The sequence below is a fragment of the Stenotrophomonas sp. SI-NJAU-1 genome (assembly GCF_020883215.1).
Classification (GTDB): Bacteria; Pseudomonadota; Gammaproteobacteria; order Xanthomonadales; family Xanthomonadaceae; genus Stenotrophomonas; species Stenotrophomonas indicatrix.
The window spans coordinates 3,717,599-3,742,340 of record NZ_CP086598.1; the positions used below are offsets into that span (position 1 = coordinate 3,717,599).

At 66.0% G+C, this 24,742-nt stretch carries 18 protein-coding genes; 3 read left to right on the plus strand and 15 right to left on the minus strand.

Annotation, left to right across the window (positions count from 1 at the left end):
• Positions 1-239 precede the first annotated feature (239 nt).
• Positions 240-647: a biopolymer transporter ExbD gene (locus tag LMF57_RS16875; protein WP_025878672.1), complete on the minus strand. Its 408-nt coding sequence runs from the start codon at positions 645-647 to the stop codon at positions 240-242.
• 151 nt (positions 648-798) lie between these two features.
• Here LMF57_RS16875 and LMF57_RS16880 point away from each other — a divergent pair, with 151 nt between their 5' ends.
• Both LMF57_RS16880 and LMF57_RS16885 read left to right on the plus strand, forming a co-directional pair.
• The gene (locus LMF57_RS16880; protein ID WP_229290258.1) at positions 799-2,784 is read left to right on the plus strand and encodes a transglycosylase SLT domain-containing protein; all 1,986 of its coding nucleotides are present in this window, start codon (positions 799-801) and stop codon (positions 2,782-2,784) included.
• A gap of 91 nt (positions 2,785-2,875) precedes the next feature.
• Entirely contained in the window at positions 2,876-4,096 is a 1,221-nt protein-coding gene (locus tag LMF57_RS16885) for a multifunctional CCA addition/repair protein (RefSeq protein ID WP_229290259.1), read from the plus strand.
• A gap of 43 nt (positions 4,097-4,139) precedes the next feature.
• On the opposite strand, the gene LMF57_RS16890 is transcribed toward LMF57_RS16885, so the two are convergent.
• From LMF57_RS16890 to LMF57_RS16925, 8 genes are all read right to left on the minus strand, one after another.
• Positions 4,140-4,886 carry a putative type VI secretion system effector gene (locus tag LMF57_RS16890; protein WP_162887693.1) on the minus strand — a complete coding sequence of 249 codons (747 nt, stop codon included), beginning with the start codon at positions 4,884-4,886 and terminating at the stop codon, positions 4,140-4,142.
• Between the two features lie 324 nt (positions 4,887-5,210).
• Positions 5,211-5,942: a putative type VI secretion system effector gene (locus tag LMF57_RS16895; protein ID WP_162887694.1), complete on the minus strand. Its 732-nt coding sequence runs from the start codon at positions 5,940-5,942 to the stop codon at positions 5,211-5,213.
• On the minus strand, positions 5,939-8,839 hold the full coding sequence (locus tag LMF57_RS16900) for a T6SS effector BTH_I2691 family protein (RefSeq protein ID WP_229290260.1): 2,901 nt from the start codon (positions 8,837-8,839) through the stop codon (positions 5,939-5,941). The genes LMF57_RS16895 and LMF57_RS16900 overlap by 4 nt, the downstream gene beginning before the upstream one ends.
• The gene (locus LMF57_RS16905) at positions 8,829-9,767 is read right to left on the minus strand and encodes a DUF4123 domain-containing protein (RefSeq protein WP_117311389.1); all 939 of its coding nucleotides are present in this window, start codon (positions 9,765-9,767) and stop codon (positions 8,829-8,831) included. Before LMF57_RS16905 ends, LMF57_RS16900 begins: the two co-directional genes overlap by 11 nt.
• The gene (tssI, locus tag LMF57_RS16910) at positions 9,757-12,513 is read right to left on the minus strand and encodes a type VI secretion system Vgr family protein (RefSeq protein WP_117311390.1); all 2,757 of its coding nucleotides are present in this window, start codon (positions 12,511-12,513) and stop codon (positions 9,757-9,759) included. Before tssI ends, LMF57_RS16905 begins: the two co-directional genes overlap by 11 nt.
• Before the next feature lie 224 nt (positions 12,514-12,737).
• Positions 12,738-13,172 carry an SseB family protein gene (locus LMF57_RS16915; RefSeq protein WP_025878675.1) on the minus strand — a complete coding sequence of 145 codons (435 nt, stop codon included), beginning with the start codon at positions 13,170-13,172 and terminating at the stop codon, positions 12,738-12,740.
• 50 nt (positions 13,173-13,222) lie between these two features.
• Positions 13,223-13,558 (minus strand): hypothetical protein, encoded by a 336-nt coding sequence (locus LMF57_RS16920; protein ID WP_117311391.1) that lies wholly within the window; start codon positions 13,556-13,558, stop codon positions 13,223-13,225.
• Positions 13,559-13,561: 3 nt separating this feature from the next.
• A complete protein-coding gene (locus LMF57_RS16925; RefSeq protein ID WP_117311977.1) occupies positions 13,562-14,602 on the minus strand; it encodes a S41 family peptidase in 1,041 nt (346 codons plus the stop codon).
• 372 nt (positions 14,603-14,974) lie between these two features.
• Here LMF57_RS16925 and LMF57_RS16930 point away from each other — a divergent pair, with 372 nt between their 5' ends.
• Positions 14,975-15,397, plus strand: a complete 423-nt coding sequence (locus LMF57_RS16930) for a hypothetical protein (protein WP_229290261.1) — start codon at positions 14,975-14,977, stop codon at positions 15,395-15,397.
• 287 nt (positions 15,398-15,684) lie between these two features.
• Here the strand turns inward: LMF57_RS16930 and LMF57_RS16935 are convergent, their stop codons facing one another.
• From LMF57_RS16935 to LMF57_RS16960, 6 genes are all read right to left on the minus strand, one after another.
• A complete protein-coding gene (locus LMF57_RS16935; protein ID WP_229290262.1) occupies positions 15,685-18,729 on the minus strand; it encodes an autotransporter outer membrane beta-barrel domain-containing protein in 3,045 nt (1,014 codons plus the stop codon).
• A 307-nt stretch (positions 18,730-19,036) separates the two neighbouring features.
• On the minus strand, positions 19,037-20,104 hold the full coding sequence (locus LMF57_RS16940) for a heparan-alpha-glucosaminide N-acetyltransferase domain-containing protein (protein WP_229290263.1): 1,068 nt from the start codon (positions 20,102-20,104) through the stop codon (positions 19,037-19,039).
• Between the two features lie 2 nt (positions 20,105-20,106).
• A complete protein-coding gene (gene nagA / locus LMF57_RS16945; protein ID WP_229290264.1) occupies positions 20,107-21,255 on the minus strand; it encodes an N-acetylglucosamine-6-phosphate deacetylase in 1,149 nt (382 codons plus the stop codon).
• Positions 21,255-22,283 (minus strand): SIS domain-containing protein, encoded by a 1,029-nt coding sequence (locus LMF57_RS16950; protein WP_025878683.1) that lies wholly within the window; start codon positions 22,281-22,283, stop codon positions 21,255-21,257. Before LMF57_RS16950 ends, nagA begins: the two co-directional genes overlap by 1 nt.
• 7 nt (positions 22,284-22,290) lie before the next feature.
• Positions 22,291-23,358 carry a LacI family DNA-binding transcriptional regulator gene (locus LMF57_RS16955; protein WP_025878684.1) on the minus strand — a complete coding sequence of 356 codons (1,068 nt, stop codon included), beginning with the start codon at positions 23,356-23,358 and terminating at the stop codon, positions 22,291-22,293.
• 39 nt (positions 23,359-23,397) lie between these two features.
• Positions 23,398-24,690, minus strand: coding sequence for a sugar MFS transporter (locus LMF57_RS16960; protein WP_229290265.1), 1,293 nt, complete (start codon positions 24,688-24,690; stop codon positions 23,398-23,400).
• Positions 24,691-24,742 lie beyond the last annotated feature (52 nt).

Genomic DNA, 24,742 nt, shown 5'->3' on the forward strand with positions numbered 1-24,742 from the left:
ATTCTGAAAGCAGATAACGTCATTTACCTACGTATTCACCGAAATGCGCGTACGACAACATGGCCGTAGCGCTGGGTCATTCTCCCGCCGGGGTCACGGTAGCGCCGGGCCATGCCCGGCGAATTGTCGAACACGTCTCTGCCAAGCCCGGTGCGCATCGCAGGTCTGCCGCCGGGTATGACCCGGCGCTACCGGTGCACGTGCGGCCTTCCCTTGGGAAGGCCGCACCGGTGATCCACTCACTGCACGAACGCGATGCGTTGCATGCCGGTGGCTTCGGCGGCGGCCAGGATCTTGGCCATGCCGTCGTACTCGGCCGACGGATCGGTGCTGATGCGCAGCTCCGGCAGGTTGCCGGCATGCTCGCTGGCCTGCGCCTGCAGGCGCGACTGCAGATCGCCGATGGCCATCGGCTGTCCGTCCCAGCTCAACTGGCTGGACGCATCCAGGCGCAGCTCGATCGGCGGCGGCGGCTCGGGGCGATCCACCACGCGATCGGTGGCCTGCGGCAACTGCACGTTGATCGGCCGTGACAACATCGGCGCGGTCACGATGAAGATGATCAACAACACCAGCATTACATCCACCAGTGGCGTGACGTTGATGTCCGCCAGCGGGCCGCTTCTTCCTGCGCTACTGAATGCCATGTGCCGCTCCCTGCAGCAGGGCCGGTCGCCCCAGCCCAAACCTACGCCGGACAACCGCCCTCGCGGCAGTGCGGATCCCGCCATCATTCAGCTGTCGTTGCCGTCTTCGGCCGTGTACACGATGCGAAACTGAATTCAGCCACTGCCCGCTATGCTGGTCGCCATGACCCGACGATCTTCGACCGCCCTGTCCCTGCTCCCGCTGGCCACCACGCTGCTGATCGGCTGCGCGAGTGCCCAGTCCCTCGATGCCCAGAACGCCCAGCTGAAGGCCGCCATCGCCGCCGCCGAACGTGGCCAGTTCGATCCCGGCCAGGCCGCCGCGCTCAGTCGCCACCCCGCATATGGCTGGCTGGAGTTCGCCAACCTGCGGCGCAACATCGACACCGTCGATACGGCGCAGGCACAGGCCTTCCTCAAGCGTTACCAGGGCCAGGCCGTGGCCAACAGCTTCCGCAGCGCCTGGCTGCCCTCAGTCGCGCGCCGCCAGGACTGGCCGACGCTGCTGGCCAACTGGGCTCCCACCGACAACCTCGGCCTGCGCTGTGCGCAGCTGACAGCGCGCCAGGCCACCGGCAAGCTGGACCCGCAGTGGATCAGTGAAGCCCAGGATCTGTGGCGCAAGAACGGCAAGTCGTTGCCCGATGCCTGCGACGCCGTGTTCGCCGTGCTGCAGGCGCAGGGTGGCATGAGCGATGCGCTGCGCTGGGAACGCATCGATGCCGCTGCCGATGCACAGCAGCCGGCGGTGATGCGTTCGGCCGCACGCGGCCTGCCGGCCAGCGATCTGGCCCTGGCCAACACCTACGCCGCCTTCGTCGACAAGCCCAATGCCAGCGCCCTGAACTGGCCGCGCAACGAGCGCAGCCGGCGCATCGCCACCGACGGCCTGGCCAAGCTGGCCAAGGCCGACCCGGATGCTACCGAACAGCAGCTGCCGCAGTACGCGCAGGCGCTGGGCCTGAGCGCCGAACAGCAGGGCCAGGTGCGCTACCAGATCGCCCTGTGGACGGTGGCGTCGTACCTGCCCGACTCGGCTCGCCGTTTGAATGCCGTGCCCGATTCGGCCTATGACGAGCGCCTGCACGAATGGCGCGCGCGCGAGGCGATGTCGCGCGGCGATTGGCCGGCGACGCTGGCAGCGATCCGCAAGATGGGCCCGACCCAGCGCAACGATTCGCGCTGGCGCTATTTCGAAGGCCGCATGCTGGAAAAGACCGGCCAGGCACAGCAGGCGCAGCCGTTGTTCCGCGAAGCCGCGCGCGCACCGACGTTCCATGGCTTCCTCGCTGCGGACAAGCTGCAGCAGCCCTACACGCTGTGCCCGTGGAAGCCCAACGACAGCGCGCAGGCGCAGGCCGCGGTGGCCCGCGATCCGGCCATCCAGCGGGCGATGGCGCTGTATCAGATCGACCGCACCGGCTGGGCGGTGGCCGAATGGAACAATGCGCTGTCACGCTTCGATGACACCCAGCGTCGCCTCGCCGTGCGCGTAGCGCAGGACAATGGTTGGTTCGACCGCGCGGTGTTCGCGCTCGGCAAGCAGCCGCAGGAGCAACGCCTGTACGACCTGCGCTTCCCGCTGCACCACGACGCCACGATCCGCCGTGAATCGGCACGCAATGCCATCGACCCGGCCTGGGTGGCCGCCGAGATCCGCGCCGAAAGCACTTTCACCCCGCGCGCGCGTTCGCCTGCCAATGCGATGGGCCTGATGCAGGTACTGCCGGCGACCGGCGCCGGCGTGGCCAGGTCCATCGGCCTGACCGGCTACGGCGGCGCTGACAGCCTGTACGACCCGGATACCAACATCGCCATCGGCACCGCGTACCTGCGGCAGTTGATGAACAAGTACGACGGCCTGCCCTACGTGACCATCGCCGCCTACAACGCGGGCCCGACGCCGACCGCACGCTGGCAGACCCAGCGCCCGGGCTTCGATCCGGACCTGTGGATCGAGACCATCAGCTATAAGGAAACGCGCGAGTATGTCGCCCGCGTGCTGGCCTTCAGCGTGATCTACGACTGGCGACTCAATGGCGACGCATTGCCGCTGAGCGACCGCCTGATGGGCCGCCTGGTGGACAAGCGCAAGGCCTTCACCTGCGCCGCCAACGCCGACCAGGGCGGCGATTGATCACGCTGTATCGGTAGCGCCGGGCCATGCCCGGCGAACGCCATGTGTTCCGCCGGGCACGGCCCGGCGCTACCGTGCCATCATCCCCCCCATGAAGATCTATCTTGTCGGCGGCGCCGTGCGCGACCGCCTGTTGCAGCGGCCTGCCGGCGACCGTGACTGGGTCGTCGTCGGCGCCACGCCCGCGCAGATGGAAGCCCAGGGCTTCACCGCCGTGGGCCGTGATTTCCCCGTCTTCCTGCACCCGAAGACCGGCGAGGAATACGCGCTGGCCCGCACCGAACGCAAATCCGGCCGTGGCTACCGCGGCTTCGTGGTCGATGCCGATCCGGCGGTGACGCTGGAAGAAGACCTGCAGCGCCGCGACTTCACCATCAATGCCATCGCCTGCGATGAAGACAGCGGCACGCTGGTCGATCCCTATGGCGGCGCGCGCGACATCGAGCAGCGCGTGCTGCGCCATGTCGGTCCCGCATTCGTTGAAGACCCGCTACGCGTCCTGCGTGCGGCGCGCTTCATGGCCCGCTTCGCCTCGCTCGGCTTCACCGTCGCGCCGGAAACCATGGCGCTGATGCGCGAGGTGGCCGCCAATGGCGAACTCGACGCGCTGGTGCCGGAACGTGTGTGGCAGGAACTGCGCAAGGCACTGGTGTGCGAACGCCCATCGGCGTTCCTGCGCACCCTGCACGACGCGCACGCGCTTGGCCCGATACTGCCAGAGCTGGAAGCGCTGTACGGCGTACCGCAGCGTGCGGAATTCCATCCGGAAGTCGACACCGGCATCCACCAGGAAATGGTCAGCGACATGGCGGCGACGCTGGCGCCCGGTGATGACCTGGTCGGCTTCGCAGCACTGACCCACGACCTCGGCAAGGGCCTGACCCCGGCCGAGGAATGGCCGCGCCACATCATGCACGAGCAGCGCGGCATCAAACCGCTGAAAGCACTGTGCGCGCGCCTGAAGATCCCCGCCGAGCACCAGCAGCTGGCCGAGGCGGTCTGCCGCGAGCATCTGAACGTGCATCGCATCGACGAACTGCGCGACGCCACCGTGCTGGAGCTGCTGGGCCGCTGCGATGCGTTGCGCCGGCCGGAGCGGGTGGCACGCATCGCGCTGTGCTGCGAGGCCGACAAGCGCGGCCGGCTCGGTTTCGAGGACAGCGACTACCCGCAGGGCGAAACGCTCAAGCGCCTGCACCGGGCGGCGCTGTCAGTGCAGGCGCGGGATCTGGACCTGCGCCAACTGAAAGGCCCAGCGGTGGGCGAGGCACTGGCGAGGGCGCGGGTGAAGGCGATTGCGGCCGCGCGGTAGGGATGCGCGGCTTGCTGGGGAAGCGTGGCGCTAGACGCCGCTGTCAGTACCTGAAGTAGGTATCGCCCAAGGCGGGGTGGTCGCCCGGCTGACGCTTCTGCTTGGTGATGCGTCGCAGATTGATGCGCTTTGCATTGGGCCAACCGAGCGTTCCGAATATCGCATCGGCCATCTTTGCGAACCGCGTGAAATGGCGGCCAATTCTGTATCCAAGGTAGAGGCAAACCAGAACGCATATCAAGTATGCATCCGCGATCATCTCCAAGGGTGCCAGTCCGTCTCCCGTGAGAGCGTCGATCAGGAAGAACGCGACATGGATCATGTACAAGGGAACAGATAGCGCCAGCGAGTACTTGGCCACCGCGATCCAGTGGGCCCAGCTACCTGAACTGACATACGGATAGGAAACGATGAGCCTCTTCTTCTCATCGAGCACAGACAAGGCAATGAAGTTCCCCGCCTTGTCCCGACGCCCGACCACCCGCACGGAGTCGCCCTCTTTGAAGGGCCAATTCCAGAACAGCCCCTTCACCAGCATTTCGCCGAACCGAAATTCCACCCTCGTAGCTGGTTCTTCCGTTTCCTCATTGGACATCATCGCCATGCCAGCGGCGGGCCCGCTAAGGCCCAGCGTGGCGGCAGCGGCGCCCGTGGCGGCCATTTTTTCGCGATCCCCGTCGCGCCAGAAGACGTTCTGCACCACATGCCTGACCCGCAGATTGGAAATGATGCCGGTTTCGGTCTCGAACAGCACCTTGCCGGTCGAGCCCGGCTTACGTTTACTATTCACTGCAATCCACCTGGAAAATTTCACAAGCTAACAGATGCGCATCCGCCATCGAAATCATCAAAAGATTTTCAGTATCTGAAATAGGTGTCCCTAATACCGGAGCCATCACCTTCTCGCGCTCGAGCCAACCTTCCGGACCTGAGATTGATCTCTTTAGGATCGCTCAAATCCAGCTCGGCAAACAGAACAGCACAGAATATCCTCGAACGCATGCTCAACAAAAAGCTCTGAGACCACACCAGCCTCCGTATCAAGCGGAATTCTACTTTCAGGTCAACCGATCGAGCATCTGCCGGCCATCACCCCAACACTGATGTAGAGAATTCAATATCTGAAATAGGTATCACCCAGAGCGACATGATCACCTGCCTGTCGCTTCCTCTTGGTCACTCTACGAAGATTTATTCCCCTAGGCCCCTTCCACCCAAGCGTAGAAAAAACTGAATCCGCCAATTTGGCATAACTGACAAATCTACGACCAACTCGATACCCAATCACACAAAAAACAAGAACCCCCACCAAATAGGACTGAACCAACAGGTGAAATGGCGCATAAAATTTCCATGCATAGAAAGCTATTACCAGCCCCCACCACGGAATTGAAATCACAAGCGAATATTTAAGCACTGAAATCCAATGCGCCAACGTACCAGCACTGACATGCGGATAGGAAACAATCAGCCTTCTATCCTCATCAAGAACCGAGATAGCAAAAAATCTTCCTTCGTCGTTCCGTGCACCAACAACTCGAACAATGTCACCCTCGTTAAAAGGCCAGTTCCAGAGAAGCCCTTCCACAGCCATCTCACCAAGTCTGAACTCAACTTTGGTAACTGGCTCTTCCATTTCCTCCGCAGACATCATAGCCATGCCTGCTGCTGGTCCACTAAGGCCTAGCGCCGCTGCGAATGCACCGGTGGCTGCCATCCCCTCCCGATCACCCTCCCGCCAGAATACGTTCTTGACGTAATGCTGAACCCTCAGATCCACAATTGTTCCAACCTCAGTTTCAAGCGGGCCACTGCCAGTAGGATCTACCTGAATTTCAGTGCTCATTGCACCCTCGCAGACACGGCACCGAGCGCCTTCTCAAACGCCAGCTGCTGCTCCCGCGCTGTTGCATAAGAACTTCCACCCTTCTTCTCATCCCTTTTTCCGAAGGAGTTGGACGCGCACCATTTCTCCAGCTCGTTTGGACTAATCGCCCAGATCAGCGCCTCTATAGCCAGCAGAATCAAAGCCACCTCCCAGCCACTCAGTCGCAAAGTCCATACGCCGACACGTTTCATTGCTTGCGATGCGACTATATGTCCGCCCTCCCTTCCTGCGGCAACTTCAAGTCCAGCATGCAGCCCCCTCAGACCTAAAGTTAGTGCATTTCTCCCAACAGTCCGTTCGATCACCGGGGAAGAATAAGCAAGCGCCGTCAGAAAATGAGCAGATCCAGCTGCTCCTGCCGCCCCGCCCTTGACCAAGAGCGCTGTGAAATGAGCGTAGTTGCCTTTCCTCACAGTCCCATCAGCTTCTTCCAGGCTGTAATACGCCCCAATTAAGCTACCCGCCCCCGCCATCACACTCCCGGCAACCTTCATCCGTACGGCACTGACACTGCCCGCTCCAAAAAACTCTTTCGCCACAGTCTCGTGCACACCGGTATACACGGCCACAAGCGACATTCCAGAGGCCAATAGCGTCGCGTAGTCCCGCGTCTGTTTATCCACCTTCGTGGCCAGATGGATGAAGTTCACCATCTCCAGCACGCCGGTCAGCGAATTCAGGCGCACCACGTTGCGACTGCTCTCTGCCGCGGCCTGCCAACGCTTGCGCATCGCCAGCGCGCCGTAGTGCAGCTCCAAGTCCCGAAGCGCGAACTGCATCGGCAGTGCACTGCCCTTGGCGCGATAGAACTGGATGCGCTCCAGAAAGTAGCGTTTGCCCTGCTGGCCACTACTGAGCTCTTCGGCGACCAGGCTGATGGCCTCATCGCGTTCCATCAACGACCGGGTCAGAAGCACAAACCGGACCATGGCATTGCCGGCGGTGTCCTGGATGCCATTGAGCGGGAACCGATTCAGCAGGAACGCACCGGCGGTGGTGACGAAGCGATCAACGCCACTGTCTCGAAGGATGCGGGCACTGGCGGTGGATGGCACTGCCTCCTTCTGCGCGGCTTCCAGCTTGCGATAGTTGGAGATGAAGGTCTTCAGATGCGCCGTCCCGGACACAAATGCCGCCCAGCTCGCACCTGCGGCGGACAGAATGGTGTTGGCCCCGGCCTCAGCCGCCTTGAGCGTCTGCTGCAGCTCTTGCCGGGCAGCGTCCTGGTTCTGCGCAATGACTCGCCACAGCAGGGACGATCTGCCGGTCACAGCCAGATCGCCAGCCAGTTCAGTCAACAGCGTTCGGCCGATCTCGTGCATGCCAAGCACCGCGATCGCCTCAGTGATGATCTCCTCAAACCACACTCCCTGCGCAGCGGACTGTCCATCAAAGTCCTCCAGCGTCACCAGCAGCAGATCATGGCGGAGCCAGGCAACCAGCACACGCATCTTCGGCGCCATCCGGTCGAGTACCTGCTGCGCCATCGCGTCCATGTTCTTCTTGAACGCGGTGAAACGCGGCTCGTCAATCAGTGGCCAGTATTTGTTCTTCCACGCGTCCTGGGCGTCCTGCAGATAGAGCGGCAGGAACTGGCGCTCATATTCCCGCGCGAGTTCTCGCTTCTCCTCCTCGGAAAGCTCTACCTTGGGATCCCATGAGGGAAGCGAGGGATTGCCGAGGCGACGCTGCCGCTCCACCTCACGCACCGTCTGTTCTGCGTAGTTTCCTGCCATCACAGCACCATTGAGCTCCAGCAGGCGCGAGATCTGTTCGATCTGGTCAACAGCGCTGACTTCCAGCTCGCGCTCGCTCTTGAACTGGTTGATGCAGGCAACCAGGTCATTGCAGTAGCCACTGAGCTCGTGCACGACGCCAACCGCATCCCACAGGCCCAGCAACATGGGCGGGTACTCCTGGCGATCACTGCCGATGCGCCCATTGCTGCTGTGCTGCTGCAGACGTTCAAAACGCTGTTGGCGCGGGTCGACACCGTCGCTGCGTGGGTAGTCCCGCCGCGACCACGGGTAGCGCGTGCCATGCGCGTGCAGCCGCGCCTTGCGAAGCCCTCCGTCCGGATTGGAGGCAACCGGGAGCGCACTGCTGTACGGAAGGTCTTGCGGGTCTCCTGACGGATTGTCCAGCCATCGATACTCCATGATCGAGGCCAACGCGCTTGCGTCGCTCAATGGCGCTTGGTCTCCTTCCGCTCTCGCCGACGCGATCCATCTGTCGGGCTCGATGGCCTGCATGCGTTCAGCGCGAAGGACCGGGTCTGATCCGTAGCGCTCCAGCGTTGCGGGCGTCCAGGGATGCTGGGAGTAGGCCAGCCAGACCGTTCCACACAGATACGGGCGCTGGATAGTGATGAACTCGGTGCGCATCGGATCGTGGCCACTACGGCCGCATCGGGGCAGGCCGCCACCTGCGATGGCGCGCGCACTGTAAGCGGTGGGTTGTCGCCACAGGGTGCCGTTCTCGGCGATGGCGTAGCATTCCCAGTATTGCGGGCCGTAGGGGCCCTGCTCGTAGTACAGGTACAACAGACCCTGGCGCAATGTTCTGAGCGCGTAGGTGTATCCCGCTGCACTGACATCAACATCGCTGGCGTGTGCGGGTGACAGGCCACCAAGGTCCACGTTGCAGCTGGCAGGCACCACCGTGTAGCGCACCGGCAGGATGGCCAGCCCGGCGGAGCGGCAGACGTCGCAGGCTGATCTTTCTGTCGCATCCGGCAGCGTGGCGGTAACCGTCGGAAGATCGACGATGTCTGGACTACCCGTGCTGCGGACCCCCACACTGCTGCCACCGGTGAAGGGCCCGTTTGTGTCGAACCCATCTCTGCTATCGCGCATCACGTGTCCTGCCTCCCTTGATCGCACTTGCATGTGCGGACGCCGCGATGCGGATGTCCTGCCACTCCGTGTCTCCAATCCGTCGAATTAGCTCGCCATACCGCCCACCGTGCGCGATCTGCGTCAGCAATGCCTGGATCGTCGGATGCCTGTGGAAATGAGGGCCAATGGAGAGCCCATGCGTGGCGAACAGATCCAGATCAGTACCACTGGACACACCACAACGGCGCCCCTCTCCGACACTGCGCTGCACCTGCGCGAGCGTGGCGCGATCCGGCGGACTTCCGGCTCGCAGCGCGCCGATCCACGCCTGGTTCAATGCACCAATACATTCCAGCTCGGGCCAGAACACCGCAGGGTCACCGGGCAGTGCAGGTGCGACGGCGTTGCTGATGGCCCACTCTCCCCATCGATCCAGGAACATCCACGTGGTCACACCTTCAAACCGATACGCCCGTTGCGGTCGCGATGAGCACTGCAGGAACAGATCCGTCACCATCGGGTCATAGAAGCGCAGCCATCGCTTCCGGCCCTGCGCATGCGGGCAATGCGCGACCGCACGCTCGGCCAGCTGCCTGGCCAATTGTCGTGTCAGCAACGGCGTCCATACCCACGCACACGCACGTTGTGGGCGCGCGGCCAGCAACGACGATGCCGAGCGCTGCGCCATCGCCATTTCCACCGCCTTGCCGGACAGCAGGGAGTGCTCGCCTTTGCCCAGGTCGAGGGGGATCAGGGACGGCCACAGGGTCGACGGTATCTGTCGAATGGCGACGGGAACCGGCGTTATCCCGACCGATTCCAGCAACGCGTCGAAGGCCTCATCCCCCTCGCATCGATCATCTGCCGGTTGCACCAGCAGGTGGCATTGCCCCGCACTGCTGCGGTCGATACTGACCAACTGTTCGCGCAACGATTCAACCGACATCGGCGTACCCCTCGTGTCGGCGCGCTGCAGCGTTCAAGTGCGGCTCACACCCCTTGAACTGCCCAGCTGGAACGCCTGCCTCGCCGGAAATGCTCGCCGGCCCCACCCACTCCCGCTGGCTCGCCTTGAACTCCACTTTCCCCGGCGCGCCCAGCTCGATGTTGTCGCCCTCAATGCGAATGTAGGCCCCGGCGGCTGTCGCCAGCAGGTGCTTGCTCGGTGCCGACAGCTGCACGTCCGCCTCGGTACTGGCGATACGCACCTGCGTCCTGGCCGCCACGATCGCCTGGTTCTTGTGCGCACGCGCGCTCACCTTGCCCTGCGCTGCGTGCAGCGCGATGCCGCGCTCCTGGTTCGGGCTCCCGGCGCTGGGCTGCACGCCGGCGGTGTACAGCACCAGGCCACCGGCCACGGCCATCGTCAGTGAGCCCTGCGTCATCCAGTTCAGCGCCACGCCGCTGGCCAGGGTGGTATGGGTGCCGCTCACCCAGACCTGGTCGGCCGGGGTCAGGCTCAGCACGCCGGCCACGCCACTGCCCAGCAGCACCGGTGAACTCCAGCCCGGCGCTTCGCCATCGCCGCCGGCGATGCTGCCCGCCGCACTGCCGCTATGGGTGGCGCGCAGCGCTTCCTGCAGTTCGGTCAGGGTCGTGTCGACCGGCAGCTCGGTCGGGTCACTGGGTAGCTGTGCCTGCTGGTTGGCTGCGGACTCGGCCAGCTGTTGCAGCAGCTGCTGGCTTTCCTGCAGCTGGCCCAGTGCCTGCGGCGCGGCCATCTGTGGCGTGCCCTGCTCGGTGGTGAGCAGCAGGCCGCGGCCGGCGCGCAGTGCCCCCTGCGCCTGCGTGGCCAGCTCCACGCCGAAGCCGCGCTCGCCTTCGCGCACGTTGTCCTGGCCGCCCTTGAGGTGGCCCAACGTCAGGGTGGTCTCGTGCTGGGTGGTGGACAGCTGCGCGCGGCCCTGCCCGGGCGTGTCGTCGAACCGCAGCTGCTGGTAGCCGCCGGTACCGCCCTGGCTGTCGGCCAGCGCCTGGCTCTTGAAGCCGGTGTACACCGCCGCGTGGTCGTTGCCCTCGAACCAGGCCGCCGCGTTGCCGGTGGCGTTGGCGCCGCCGCCGTTGATCTGGTTGTGCTGCGCATCCTGCTGGCCGCGGCCGTTGTAGACCGCACCGACCACCACCGGGCGGTCGATGTCGCCTTCCAGGAACGCCACCAGCACTTCCTGCCCGCGCCGCGGCAGCACCACGCCGCCCCAGTTGTCGCCGGCCCAGGGCGTCATTACCCGCACCCAGGTCCAGGCGCCGCCGTTGGCCGGGGCATTGTCGTCGCCACCGGGATGGGACAGGCCGCTGCTGGCGTTGCCGCCACGCTGCCACGGGAACTGCACCTTGATGCGGTGGTCGCGGTCGGACAGCAGGGGATCGCCATCGCTGACCACGATCGCGCTGAGCGTACCGGTGATGGTCGGCCGCGGATGCAGGTGCACGCCGTGGCCGTCCTCGGTCTGCGGCCGGTACGTCACCTCGGACGGGATGGCGACGAAGCGGTTGTCATAGAACGCGGTGGACACCTCGCCGGGCGCATCGCCGTAGGCCAGCCCGGACAGCGCGCCGGGCAACGCCGGTGCGGCCACGCTGGCCGGTCCCAGGGTCTGCTCCAGCGCATCGAATACGTCGGCATCCAGGTTGTTGCGGGCCTGGTGCCGCACCGACAGGCACAGGAACTGTGCGCCCTCGCCCACCTGCGGATGCTGCGACAGGCCGAAGCGTGCGCCCGGGGCCAGTGCCCGCCACTGGCCGGCGCCCTCGATGGTGTGCGCGCGCACGCGCAGCGCATCCAGGTGCTGCTGCGCGCGGCGCTGGCCGCGGGCATTGTCCTGCCAGCCATACGGGCCACAGGTATCGCGGTCGACGATGCCCAGATCGTTGCCCTGCCCGGCCTCAGCACTGGCCTGGCGGCGCTCCAGGGTGCGGTAGTCCCAGGTGGCGCGCTCGACCTTGCCCGGCCGCCAGCGGTGCGCGGTGGACCACTGCTGCACGCTGTCGCTGCGCTCGCTCTCGTCGCGGCGATGGAAGCGCACGCTGCCCAGGTCGGCGGTGTCATGGCTGTGGTCGGCCAGCACCAGCGTGTGCGTGCCGAAGTCCGCGCCGCCGGGCTCGCCGGCATGCTCGAACCAGTAATAGATGCCTTCCTCGGCCAGCAGGCGCTGGACGAAGGCCAGGTCGCTTTCCTGGTACTGGGTGGTCAGGCTGCGCCGCGCGTACTGGCTGGCGTCCGCCAGCGACCAGCGCCAGGCCGGCGCCAGCGTGCCGTAGTCGGCGAAGAGGTCCTCGACGATCTCCACCACGGTCTTGTCGTGGAAGACGTAGCTGTCCACCCGCTGCGACAGGAATGCCAGCCACGGCTGCAGGCGCAGCCGGTAGCGGGCCAGGCCGCCGTTGCTGCCCAGCCGCTCGGCGGCGGTGATGCGCCCATGCAGCGGGCGCACGCTGCCGTCGGCCTGTTGCAGCTGCAGCAGCGCGCCCTGCCCGATCAGCGGCGCCAGCGCCAGGCCGGCGTCCAGCGACAGGGCGGTGATCGTCCACTGGAAACCGATGCCGTCGATCTGCTCGATGCCATCAAGGGTTTCGGCCACCAGCGCATCCGGGCCACACGATGTATGCAGTCTCAGGAAGCGATGCGCATCCCCGGGCGTCGCCAACGCCGAGCGCAGGGCAAACCATTGCGAAGAAGGAACGGAGCCATCCATGGGGCAACGCGCACAGGATCAAGGGATCATGAGCGTGTTGCGGGAATGGGCGCCGATGAAGAGGCAAACGCGACGCGGCAGACAGGTCTACCGCGAAACGCAGGCGCTACCTACGTGCCGCGCTCGCTAGGAAAAATACGAAACGCCGACCAGGACCGGAACAGGAGGACTGCATCTGCCAAGTGGCCTGTCTGAAAACGGCAGCGAGCTGGGCGCGGGGACTCTCAGTGCGCCATCCCACGGGTGATCGCCGCCGCGCGTTGCTTCAACTGCTCCACCGCATCGGGGATCATCTCCATGCCCACGTCCAGGCCCGGGTTCAGCACCAGGCCGACGCCCTCGCCGATGCCCGACAGCAGCGCATGCACCGCGATGGGCATGGCGTGGGCAAACTGCGGCAGCTGCTCGTGCCAGATCTCCGCGCGCTCGGGCGCGGTGAACACCGCAAACATCGGCTCGCCGCTTTCGCTGGTCAGCACCAGCGGCGAAATGCTCTCGTCCCAGGCGCCGTCTTCGCCGATGGCCTTGTCCAGCAGCACGAACACCGGCGCGGTCAGCAGGCCGTCGAGGAACTGCGAGGCCGTGAGGGTTCCGTCCTGGGCCTGCAGCAGGCGCACTTCCAGGTCGTTGGCTGGTTCGAACGGCGTTTCGTGGTCCATGGTCGGTTCCGGTACGTGGTTGCTGGCTGCAACTTTAGCAGGCCGCGTCTTCAAGCGACGTGTCCATGCCGCCACATCCACCCCGCCACCGCCAGCCCGGCTACTACCACCAGCATCACCGGCAGGCCGAAGCGGTGTCGCCACGGGATCGGCACCCCGCCCAGCTGCTGGTCCATGCTTTCGGTATCCAGCACCCAGCCGTGCTCGCAGCCGGTGCAGGCCATCTCGTAGCGGCGCTGGTAGACGAAGCCGAACAGCAGGTCGATGCGCGCCATCCTGTAGCGCAGCTGCGGGGCGAATTCGGTTTCGGTCTGGCAGCGCAGGCAGTGGTGGGATTCGGTGGGGCCGACAATCAGCACCCGCTCGTGTTGGCCGATCAGCAGCATGGCTCAGCCGTCCTTGCAGGCCGGCTGGGCCAGCAACCAGGCTTCGGCCGCCGCTACCGTGGCGTCATCGCCAGCGGTGGCCTGGTCCGGCACGATCTTCCGCCCATCGCCATTTCCGTTGCGATCGCGCATGACGCTGGTGGTCAGCACCAAGGCGCTGCCGTCCACCAGCCGGCGCACCACGTTGGCCGTCGATACACCGGCCGTGGGCTGTCCGAAACTGCGGGTCTGCGCCCGGCCTCGGAACGCCAGTACGGTCGCTTCGCCGGAACTGGCGGTGCGCGGGCCGGTCAACACCGCTACCGGCGCGCCAACCTGGCGGGGCAGATAGCCGGGCTGGCCGAAATCCAGGCGCGTCGCCTCGCCCATGCGCACGCCACTGGCAGTGGTCTGCCAGCGTACCGGACCGTCGGCGGTCTCGAATGAGCCCACGTCCTCGATAGCCATCGCCGAAGTGCGCAGCAGCGGCGCAACGCCCAGCAGCATCGGCCACATGTTGCCGCCGGTGTTGTCGCGCAGGTCGACGATCCAGCCACAGCGAGGCGTGCTGTCCTTTTCACGGATGATGTTCTGCCAACGCACCGCACGCTGGATGTTCTGTTGCTGCAGCTGCTGCGGCGGCGCACCGGGGTCTGCCGCATAGCCCTCGATCAGCACTTGGCCGATACGCGGGTCACGTGCGCGAGCGGCGTCGCTTTCGCTGCGGGCAGCGGCGGTGGCGTTTTCGCGGGCGAAACGCTCCACACGTTGCTGCTGTCGTTGCGGGGTCATCCAGCTGCCGTGACCGCCTGAACTGCGACCGATGGCCTCGGCCAGGACGGTCCGGACCTTGGCCGGATCGCCCTGCGCATCCTTCAGCCGCGTGCGCGTGGCAGGCCAATCGACCCTGCCTCGGTACAGCGCCTCGCGTTCAAGCATGTCCAGCAGCTGTGCCTGTGCGGCGGGTGATGGAATCTCGATGGCGTCGGCCGCAGTGGCAGCGGTCGTTGCCAGCAGCGCGGCGATGAGGAGGGCACGCCCCGGCAATCCTTTGCTGTTCCGCATCGACATCTCCCTGTCGTTGAATGAAGGCGAAGCATAACGCCTTGGCCGCCGCGCGGCGTGTCGCATCAGGCACGTCAGGATCGGACTGCGATTTACAACTTTGCCCATGTCGGCACGCTGGCAAACGCGCGAAGGTCGCTGTGCCGGCGCCACCTGCGCTGGCCGGGATTGGCGTCCTGAATCAAACATTCAAGCGATCGCGTTGCCGCTTCAACGGCAATCACGACAATGCACCTGCTCGCCCATGGTGGGCGGTGCGTGGGGATCCTCGCGATCCGTCGGCTTTTTCGCTTGGATTTTGACCGGCACGCCAACCCGCACCGCCCGCCACCTTGCATCCCGCAGGTGGCCCAGCCCTATGAGGTTGTTGCCATGACCACGCTCTACCCCACCTATCCGCGCCTGCACACACTGCTGGGTGATGCCCTGCCCGACCTGCAGCTGCCCAACGCCACCGCCGAGGCGCTGGAAGACGCGCTGACCGAAGCCGATGAAGCTGCCCCCACGCCCGCCTTCTTCGAGCGGCTGCGCGACGTCACGCGCTGCCACGCCGCTGACGGCGAGCCGTGGACGGAACTGCGCATCACGCCGGCGCGTGCGCGCGATCTGGCCTGCACCACGCGTTGCCTGCTGGCGTTGTCGGCGCTGGCGGGTGTGCTGCTGGCGACGCAGGCCGCGCGTGAACTGGACGACGCGGAAGCGCAGTGCCCGCCGCTGACGGAGGAAGGGCTGCTGCATGCGGTACAGCTGCTGGCCGATCACGCGGGCGCGTTGCTGGGGCGTTCGCCGTTGTGATGAAGCGGCGTTGGGATTGCTTGATTGGTGGAAAGGCGTGTCGACCGAGGTCGACACCTACCAGAGCGGGTCATGCCGCTTGAGGGATTCGTGCCGACCCAGGTCGGCACCCACCGGAGCAGGTCATGGCGCTGGAGGGATTCGTGTCGACCGAGGTCGACACCCGCCAGAGCGGGTCATGACGCTGGAGGGCTTCGTGTCCACCGAGGTCGACACCTACCAGAGCAGGTCATGGCGCTGGAGGGATTCGTGTCGACCGAGGTCGACACCCACCCAAGCGGCGATCGTCACCAGTCCGCGCGCAGGCCGATGTTGCCTTCGATGATGCGGCGCTTGCCGTTGTCGCTGCCACCAACCTCGCGGGTGTAGTCGGCCACGGCATACGCACTGATCGTGCGGTTGAAGCGCCCGACCACGCCGACACCGGCCTCCACAGCACGCGAGCGCTGCGAATTGATGATCGCGTCGCTGTCGAACAGGATGCGGTCCTCGCCCGAACGGCCATGCCAGTAGTTCAACTTGAAGTACGGCTGCCAGCCGTTGTCGGCCAACTGGTAATCGCCCGCCAGGCGCAGGCCGACGCGGCCAGTCCAGGCGTTGTCGTTGTCGAAGGAAACGGTGGACACCAGATCACGCTGGTCATCCAGTGAACTGCGCTGCCAGATCACCTGCAGCTGCGGTTCCAGCCACCACGATGACTGCCCGAACTGCAGCAGTGGCTTGCCCGCTTCCAGCGACAGCGTGGTGCCATCGCCCTTGAGGTCGATGCCCAGCCCGCGCGAGGAGCGCGTGCGGCCGTCGTAGCGGCTCTGCATCGCCACCGCGTCGATGTAGCCGCCGCTGCTGTCGGTCAACGTCCAGTACAGGCCCACGTGCTTGTCGTCCAACCGGCTCTGGCCGACCAACACGTTGTCCCAGCCCACCGCCAGGCCGGTGATCCTGCCATCGGCGCGAGTGCGGCCGACGAACACGCCGATCTGGTTGCGGTGGCTGTCACCGCTGGCAGCCCACACATCCAGGCCTGCCTGCACACCCATCACGTCACCATCGAAGCCGGGCCGTGCATCGCCTTTCCAGTGGATCTCGCTGCTCTGCCCGACCAGCCGTCCCCATGCCGTGCGGAAGGCGCCCTGGTTGTACAGCAGGCGCTGTTCGCCCTGGCGCTCATGGAAGGTCCCCAGGCTGGCCAGCGAGGTCTCGCGCAGCAGCGGTGGCACCACGGCGTAGGCCGCGGTCTCCAGGCGGTACAGCGGCACCAGGCCGTTCTCGTTCGGCGCGGCGGGCCTTGCCCCCGCACTGGGCGGCGGCGAACCGGTACCGGGCAGGCTGCCACCGGCCACCGGCACGTCCGGTACGGGTGGATCACTGGGCGGCGCTACGGGTGCAGGTTCCGGCGGCGGCGGCGGCGGTGCGGCTTCGCCTGCGGTCAGGTCCGGATCGGTGGCGCCCTCTGGCGGCGGTAGGGGTGCCGGGGGAATCGGCGGTGGTGGCGCCACCGGGGGCGTCGGCGGTGGCGGTGGCAGTACTTCGCCGCCGCCGTTCGGCGCGGGCGTCGGCCCGGCCGCCAATGTCGAACGCAGGTACCAGTTCTCGCCGGTGCCGGCGCTGACGCCGCCCTTGAACAGGAAATACTCGTAGGCACCGGCCGAGACCGGTGCGAACAACGAGAACGCACCTGGCGCGGTGGTTGCGCCGTTCAGCGCCTGCACCACCAGGATACCGTCGACCAGCGTGGCCGCTCCTCCGCCACCGGTGTTGATGATGCCCAAGCCGGTGCTGCCGGTGGTGGTGCCGCCATCAAAGACCAGGCGATCGCTGGCTGAGTCGTCTGCACCCAGCACGGTCTGCAGGTACACGCCGCCGCCGTCGCCGCGGTAGTTGCCACGGATGGTGAAGGCATCGCTGGCGCCGCTGTTGTTGGTCAGATCAATGCGTCCGGCGTTGACCATGTTCACCAGCGCAGCTGCCGCGAACGGACGGATCGCATGGTTGCCTCCACCCGCGAACAGCGTGCTGGTCTCGTCCACGTTCAAGCTGCCGGTGCCGGTGGCACTGTCGCCCAGCACCAGGTCGCCATCGAAGGTGAGCTCGGTGCTGCTGGCCAGGCTGATCGCTTCCCAGTTCTGGAAGCGTCCGACGCCAGCGGTCTTGAGGTTGTTGAAGCTGAGGCGATCGCTGCCGGTGCCACCATCGAACAGCGGTACAGCGCCGAGGTTGGCCTGGTTGAGATTGCCCAGGGTCGCGACGTCATCGTCGGGGCCCATGTCGATGGCGCCGTAGACAATGCCGCCGCCATTCCAGTTGAAGGTGTCGTTGCCGGTACTCAGCAGCACCTGGCCACGCACCGTGCCACCGGTGATGGTGACGCTGTCGGCGCCGCCACTGACGCTGATGTTGCCGCCGATGTAGGCGTCGTTGGAGATGATGATGGTGTCGGTGTCGAAGCCGGTGACCACGTTGCCGTCGACAGTGCCGCCGGACATGTCCCACAGGTTCTTGTCCAGTTTCATGTTGACGCGGCCGATGCGGCCGCCGGTCATCCATGCCTGGTCGCCATCTTCGAACGCGCCAACGATGCGGCCACCGCTCATGCGGAAGGTGTCGATGTTGTCGCCCTGCTGCAGGGCGCCGATGGTGCCGCCGGTCATGACGAAATCATCGCGGCCACTGCCCTGCGTCACCAGCCCGGTGATGGTGCCGGCGTTGACGGTCAGCTGGTCATCGCCATTGCCCTGGTCGAGGCTGTCGATGGTGCCGCCGCTGAGCAGCAGCACGTCGTTGCCATCGCCCTGCTGCACGCCGCCGCTGATGCTGCCGGCCAGCATCTGCAGACGATCGTTGCCGGCACCGAACTGCACGCCGCTGCTGCCACTGATGGTGCCGCGGTTGACCAGTTCGCTGTCGCCGGCACCGCTGAACTGCAGTGCGATACCGCTGCCGGAACTGATGCTGCCGGTGTTGTCGACGCGGCTGCCGCCGCCAAGCTGTACCGCGGTACCGCTCGCCGAGCTGATGGCACCGAGATTGGTGAGCACGTGCCCGCCCGCGCCGAGCAGGGAGATGGCGCTGCCCGCGCCGGCCTGCTGCAGCTGCGCGCCATTGCCAACATTCACGGTGATGCCCGTCGCGCCAGTGGCACTGATGGCTGCTGTCTCGGGATTGGGGGCGGTGCTGCTGCAGGTGACCGTCTGCCCGGCCACGGGAGCCGTCGCATCGCACCCGGCCCAGGCGGCAGGGGCGGACAGGGCGAGCAGCGAGGGCATCGCCAGGATCTGCAGCAGGGAAACAGTCAAGCGGCGCTGGCGGAATCCGCGCGGGACGACATGGGACATACAGCACTCCTGGGTCGGGGGATCAGGAACTGCGGATGCTCTGTACGACACTGCTGATGCAGTCTGCCCTGCCATGAATGGTTTCGATAGGTGAACTTATCGGCAGTCGGTCACGCTTTCGTTGTGAAACCGGGAAGTAGTCACGCAGCCCGCATGTCGATGAACCGATTCATTGCCCATCGCCCGGATGGTGGATTTACAGCGGGCATGCCACGCCTGGATAGCCATGGATCCACACCCGGATGGGCCATGCCCAGTAGATCCACGCCATGCGTGGAGGGGCCGTTCTCCACGATCTTTGCCGCGCTCAGATCTTCAGATAAATGCGACGTCGGTCCAACCACCACGCCACGCCCCACCACAGCGCGACGAACGCCAGCGCCTGCAGCATCGAGGCCAGCTCCAGCGCCTGGGGCATCGCTGCGGCCAACTGGTGCCAGACCCAACCCCAGGCGCCGGTGGCCAGCAGGATCACCGACATCACCGAGGCACCCAGATAGGCGGTGATGGCATTGACGCCGAAGCGCCGACCCAGCGCCGGCCATCCCTTGCGGTCGATCAGCAGGTGCCCCAGCCACAATGCCAGCGCGGCCAGGCCACCAGTCCACAGCACGTAACTGGGCGTCCACAGCTGCTTGTTGAGTGGCAGAACGGTCGCCAGCAGCAGGCCAAACACGGCGGTGACCGCACCCAGCGCGGCCAATGCACCGGCGCGGCCACTGCGCAGCAGGCCACCGGCCAGCAGGCCCAGCACGGTGCTGGCCAATGCGCCGAGACTGCTCAGCAATCCTTCCGGGTCATGGCCCAGACCGGTATCGGCCTGCCATTGGTAGATCCATGGCGCGAACAAGGTGGTATCCAGGCGACTGGCCGGGTTGGTCCACGGCGCCAGGTCACCCACGCCCAGCAGCAGCGCGGCGTAACCCACCAGCAGCGCCACCAGCGCGGCCGCCTGCACGCGCGGGCGCGCATGCACCGCCAGCACGCCCACCACGGCCGCGCACAGCGCAATGCGCTGCAGCACGCCCCAGATGCGGAAATGGTGCGTGTGCAGTGCCCACCACACCAGCAGGTGCAGCAGCACACCGGCAACGGCGATGCGCAGCGCGCGTTCCAGCACGCCACGTGCAAGCGCAGGCCGTGCGGCCGGATCCAGCGCGCGCGGTGCGACGCTGAAGGCCATGGACACGCCAACAAGGAACAGGAAGAACGGGAACACCAGGTCGGTCGGCGTACAACCGTGCCAGTCCGAATGGCGCAGCGGTGCGAACACCGCGCTCCAGTCCCCTGGGTTGTTGACCAGCAGCATCGCCGCCACGGTCATGCCGCGCAGGGCGTCGATCGAGCCCAACCGGCGTGGCGGCGCGCTGCTCATCGTCAGGCCGCCTCGTACTGGCCGGCGATCCACGTACCACGCACCTGCAGCGCGTCGTCCAGCAGCACCAGGTCGGCCTGGTAGCCCTCGGCGATGTAACCCAGGCGATCATCGACATTGAGGAACTGCGCCGGATAGGTCGATGCCATGCGCGCGGCTTCGGCCAGCGGCTGGTGCAGCAACTGCACGGTGTTGCGCACGGCAGTGGCCATGTCCAGCGCCGAACCGGCCAGCGAACCGGCCGCGTTGCGCACCACACCGTCGACGGCAGTGATGGTTTCGCCATACAGCACGTAGCTCGGATCGTCGGCACCGACCGGCGGCATCGCGTCGGTCACCAGCAGCAGGCGGCCACGCGGCTTGGCCGCCAGCGCCACCCGCAGGCTGGCCGGATGCACGTGCACGCCATCGACGATGATGCCGATCCAGCTGTCGCGATCTTCCAGCGCCGCGCCGACCGCGCCGGGTTCGCGGCCCTGCAGCGGCGACATCGCGTTGTACAGATGGGTGAAGCCGCGAATGCCGGCATCGAGGCCGGCACGGATTTCTTCATAGGTACCGGCGGTATGGCCAGCAGCGACGATCACACCACGCTCGACCAGCGCGCGGATGGTCTCCAGCGGCACGCGCTCGGGCGCCAGGGTCAGCAGGGTCACGCCGTTGTCCAGCGACGACGCCAGTTCGATTTCCTGCTCGTCCGGCACGCGGAACTTGCTGGCATCGTGCGTGCCCTTGCGCGCCGGTGCGATGTACGGGCCTTCCAGGTGGATGCCGATCACGCCAAGCACGCCCTGTGCGATGGCCTGGCGCATCGCGCTGATGGCCTCGCGCATCACGACCACATCGTCACTGATCAGGGTCGGCAGCATCGCCGTGGTGCCGAAACGACGATGCGCACGGGCAATCGTACGCAGCGACTCGACGTCGGGCGTGTTGTTGAACAGCGCGCCGCCACCGCCGTTGACCTGTACATCGATGAAGCCGGGCAGCAGCCAGCCACCGCCCAGATCCAGCTGTTCGTCGGCCGTACCCAGCTGCGGCGCCGCGTCGGGCAGCAGCGCGCTGATGTGGCCGTCTTCGATCACCACCGCAAGATCATCGCGGAACTCATCGCCGGCAAGAATGCGGGCATTGCGCAGGACGGTTGCCATCACACCGTCTCCGTCACCTTGTTCAGATGCGGCGGCAGATCCGGGTTGAAGCCGCGGCGCAGCGCCAGTGCATTGATCGCGCGGTAGAAGCTCTGCACCGTCAGCAGCGGCGCGCACAGCGGATGCGGCGCGGCAGCGACCGGCAGGTTGCCGCCGGCACCGGCCAGCCACACCTTGGCGCCACGTGCGGTGAACTCTTCAGCCACGGCGCGGGTGCCGGCGCCGGTCTCATCGGGCTGGGCAAAGGCCAGCACCGGGAAGCCGCGATCGACCAGCGCCATCGGACCATGCTTGACCTCGGCCGAGCTGTAGGCCTCGGCATGCAGGCTGCAGGTTTCCTTGAACTTCAGCGCTGCTTCCTGCGCCGCGCCCAGGCCGAGGCCACGGCCGAGCACGAACAGGTTGTTGGCCTCCACCAGGCCATCGGTCACCGCGCTCCAGTCGCACTGCCAAGCCTCGCGCATCGCATCGGGCAGCAGGTCCAGTGCATTGCGCAGCGCGCTGTCCTGCTTCCAGTACGCGGCCAGCTGCAGCAGCGCGGACAACGAAGCGAGGTAGCTCTTGGTCGCCGCCACGCTCTTCTCCACGCCGGCATGCAGCGGAATGACCGTGTCGGCCAGCTGTGCCAGCGGAGAATCCTCGACGTTGACCAGCGCCACCACGCGCGCGCCAGCGGCCTTGGCCGCTTCGGCATTGCGCAGCAGGTCCGGGCTCTTGCCGGACTGCGAGATGACAATGAACAACGCACCGCGCAGCTGCAGCGGTGCCGCGTAGACCGAGCCCACCGATGGCGAGGCCGAGGCAACGACCAGGCCCAGCTGGGTTTCCAGCAGGTACTTGCCGTAGGTGGCGGCATGGTCGGAGCTGCCACGTGCGCAGGTCACCACGAACGGCGGCGGCGCAGCGCGCAGGCTGGCTGCCAGCGTCTCCATCACGGCGTGGTTGCGGGCGAACTGGCGGGCAACGACCTCGGCCGCTTCGGCAGCCTCGGCGAACATCAGGGTGGCGGTGGGATCGGACAGCGACATGGCAGGCTCAGGAAGGATCGGAAGGGAGGGGACGAGCGGCGGCAGGACGCATCGGTGCGGTCGAGCCGCGCACCACCAGTTGCGGCACGAAGCCCTGGTTGTGCAGCGGCGCCGGCGCATCGTCGTAGGCATCGCTGCGCAGCTGTGCGATCAGCAGGCGCGCGGCATGGCGGGCGATGTCTTCGGTGGCCTGCTTGGCGGTGGTCAGCGGCGGCCACGACTGGCGCGAGAACGGACTGTCCTCGAAGCCGGCAATGGACAGGTCGTAGGGGACGTTCATGCCGGCCGACTTCGCTGCGGCCAGCACGCCGGCGGCGATTTCATCGTTGGAACCGAAAATGGCGGTGGGCGGTTCGCGCAGTGCCAGCAGGCGCCGCGCACCGCGGAAACCATCGTCGAAGGTGTAGTCGCCCTGCACCACCAGATGCTTGTCCACGGTCATGCCGTAGTCCTTCAGCGCGGCCTCGTAACCGGCGTAGCGTTCGCCCGAAGAACGGTGCGAGGTGCCACCCCAGAGGAAGCCGATGCGCTGGTGGCCCAGCTGGATCAGGTGCTCGGTGATTTCATAGGCGGCTTCGCGGTCGTCGACGAACACGCAGGCGCCATCAGCCGGATCTTCGGTGGCGGCGATGATCCGCACCAGCTTGATGCCGCGCGCGGTGAGCGCCTGGACCAGGTCGCGACGTTCGGACATCGGTGCGGTCAGCACCAGCCCGGCCAGGCGCGAGCGCTGCACCCAGTCGGCCAGTTCATCGGCCAGCAGCGGCGAACTGGAATCGCACGGATGGATCTGCAGGCCGAAGCCGGTTTCGCGGCAGGCCGCGAGCACGCCGTTCTGCACGCCGATGATGTGGTACGGGTTGGGGTTGTCGTACACCAGCCCGATCACGAAGGTGGTGCCGCTGCGCAGGTTGCGCGCCGACGGATCGGGTTCGTAGTCGAGCTCGGCGATGGCACGCAGCACCCGCGCACGGGTGGCCTGCATCACCGAGGGCTCGTTGTTGATCACCCGCGACACCGTCTTCAGCGATACCTTGGCCTTTTCGGCAACGTCCTTGATGGTCGCTCTGCGCATCGGCTTTTCCTGGGGTTGGCTGCCGTCCATCATCGCCGATCAGCCCTTGTCCTGCGGCAGGCCGACGCGATGGCCGACCACCGAGTAGAACAGGATGTACAGGTAGCAGGGCACCATCAGCAGCAGGAACACCAGCTGGAAGTCGATGTGCTGCTTGAGCACGGCAAACAGCTGCGGAATGATCGCGCCGCCGGCGATGCCCATGACCAGCAGCGCCGAACCGGTTTCGGTGAAGCGGCCCAGGCCACGGATCGCCAGCGGGAAGATCGCCGGCCACATCATCGCGTTGGCAAAGCCCAGCAGTGCCACGAAGGCGACCGACACATAGCCGTGGGTGAAGAAGGCGCCCAGGCAGAACAGCACGCCCAGTACCGCCGAGACGGTCAGGTAGCGCGACTGCGAGACCACTCGCGGGATCAACACCAGGCCGACCACGTAGCCGATGAGCATCGCAAACAGGGTGAACGCGGTGAACATCTTGGTCTGGTCCAGCGGCAGGTCGAAGCCATGACCGTAGGTACCGATGGCATCTCCGGCCATCACTTCCACGCCGACGTAGACGAACAGGCAGAGCACGCCCAGCCACAGATGCGGGAACTGGAAGATGCTGCTGCGCTCGGCCTTGCCTGGCACGCCGGCCGGTGTGGCATTGGCCTCGGAAGCCTTGATTTCGGGCAGCGGCGAGAACAATACCGCCACCGCCAGCAGCACCAGCAAACCAGCCATGGCCAGATACGGCGCGTGGATCTTGGCCGCGAACTGGTTGAGCAGCGTGGCCTTGGTGGCCGCATCGGCGGCCTGCACCTGAGCGTCGAGATCACCGATGCCATGCAGCACCAGGGTGCCGATCAATATCGGCGCAAGGATGCCGGCGATCTTGTTGCAGATGCCCATCATCGCGATGCGCCGTGCGGCGGTTTCGATCGGGCCGAGGATGGAGATGTACGGGTTGATCGCGGTCTGCAGCAGCGCAAGGCCGCTACCGATCACGAACAGGCCGCCCAGTGCACCGGGATACCAGCGCTGGGTGGCGAATTCACCGAACAACGCCGCACCACCGGCCATCACCAGCAGGCTCAGGCTCAGGCCTTTTTTCATGCCGGTGCGGCGCAGGATCCACGACGCCGGCAGGGCCAGGAAGAAGTAGGACAGGTAGAACACCATCAGCACCAGGAAGGCGCCGACCTCGCTCAGCTCGAAGGCGAGTTTGACGAAGGTGATCAACGGGCCGTTGAGCCAGGTGAAGAAGCCGATCAGGAAGAACAGCACGCCGACGATGGCGATGGACGAGGCCACGTTCGGGCGTGCGCTTGCAGCGGGGACGGCTGACATCAGGAAGGCTCCTGCGGCGACGGCCGCAGAACACGGCGTCGGAGAGTGGCTG

Excerpts from the sequence above, each read along its gene's own strand:
- LMF57_RS16960 (WP_229290265.1), bottom strand. The coding sequence starts at position 24,690 with ATGTCAGCCGTCCCCGCTGCAAGCGCACGCCCGAACGTGGCCTCGTCC.
- LMF57_RS16925 (WP_117311977.1), bottom strand. The coding sequence starts at position 14,602 with ATGCGGAACAGCAAAGGATTGCCGGGGCGTGCCCTCCTCATCGCCGCG.
- LMF57_RS16920 (WP_117311391.1), bottom strand. The coding sequence starts at position 13,558 with ATGCTGCTGATCGGCCAACACGAGCGGGTGCTGATTGTCGGCCCCACC.
- LMF57_RS16905 (WP_117311389.1), bottom strand. The coding sequence starts at position 9,767 with ATGTCGGTTGAATCGTTGCGCGAACAGTTGGTCAGTATCGACCGCAGC.
- LMF57_RS16935 (WP_229290262.1), bottom strand. The coding sequence starts at position 18,729 with ATGTCCCATGTCGTCCCGCGCGGATTCCGCCAGCGCCGCTTGACTGTT.
- LMF57_RS16895 (WP_162887694.1), bottom strand. The coding sequence starts at position 5,942 with ATGAGCACTGAAATTCAGGTAGATCCTACTGGCAGTGGCCCGCTTGAA.
- LMF57_RS16880 (WP_229290258.1), top strand. The coding sequence starts at position 799 with ATGCTGGTCGCCATGACCCGACGATCTTCGACCGCCCTGTCCCTGCTC.
- LMF57_RS16900 (WP_229290260.1), bottom strand. The coding sequence starts at position 8,839 with ATGCGCGATAGCAGAGATGGGTTCGACACAAACGGGCCCTTCACCGGT.
- tssI (WP_117311390.1), bottom strand. The coding sequence starts at position 12,513 with ATGGATGGCTCCGTTCCTTCTTCGCAATGGTTTGCCCTGCGCTCGGCG.
- LMF57_RS16940 (WP_229290263.1), bottom strand. The coding sequence starts at position 20,104 with ATGAGCAGCGCGCCGCCACGCCGGTTGGGCTCGATCGACGCCCTGCGC.
- LMF57_RS16955 (WP_025878684.1), bottom strand. The coding sequence starts at position 23,358 with ATGCGCAGAGCGACCATCAAGGACGTTGCCGAAAAGGCCAAGGTATCG.
- LMF57_RS16915 (WP_025878675.1), bottom strand. The coding sequence starts at position 13,172 with ATGGACCACGAAACGCCGTTCGAACCAGCCAACGACCTGGAAGTGCGC.
- LMF57_RS16875 (WP_025878672.1), bottom strand. The coding sequence starts at position 647 with ATGGCATTCAGTAGCGCAGGAAGAAGCGGCCCGCTGGCGGACATCAAC.
- LMF57_RS16950 (WP_025878683.1), bottom strand. The coding sequence starts at position 22,283 with ATGTCGCTGTCCGATCCCACCGCCACCCTGATGTTCGCCGAGGCTGCC.
- LMF57_RS16930 (WP_229290261.1), top strand. The coding sequence starts at position 14,975 with ATGACCACGCTCTACCCCACCTATCCGCGCCTGCACACACTGCTGGGT.
- nagA (WP_229290264.1), bottom strand. The coding sequence starts at position 21,255 with ATGGCAACCGTCCTGCGCAATGCCCGCATTCTTGCCGGCGATGAGTTC.
- LMF57_RS16885 (WP_229290259.1), top strand. The coding sequence starts at position 2,876 with ATGAAGATCTATCTTGTCGGCGGCGCCGTGCGCGACCGCCTGTTGCAG.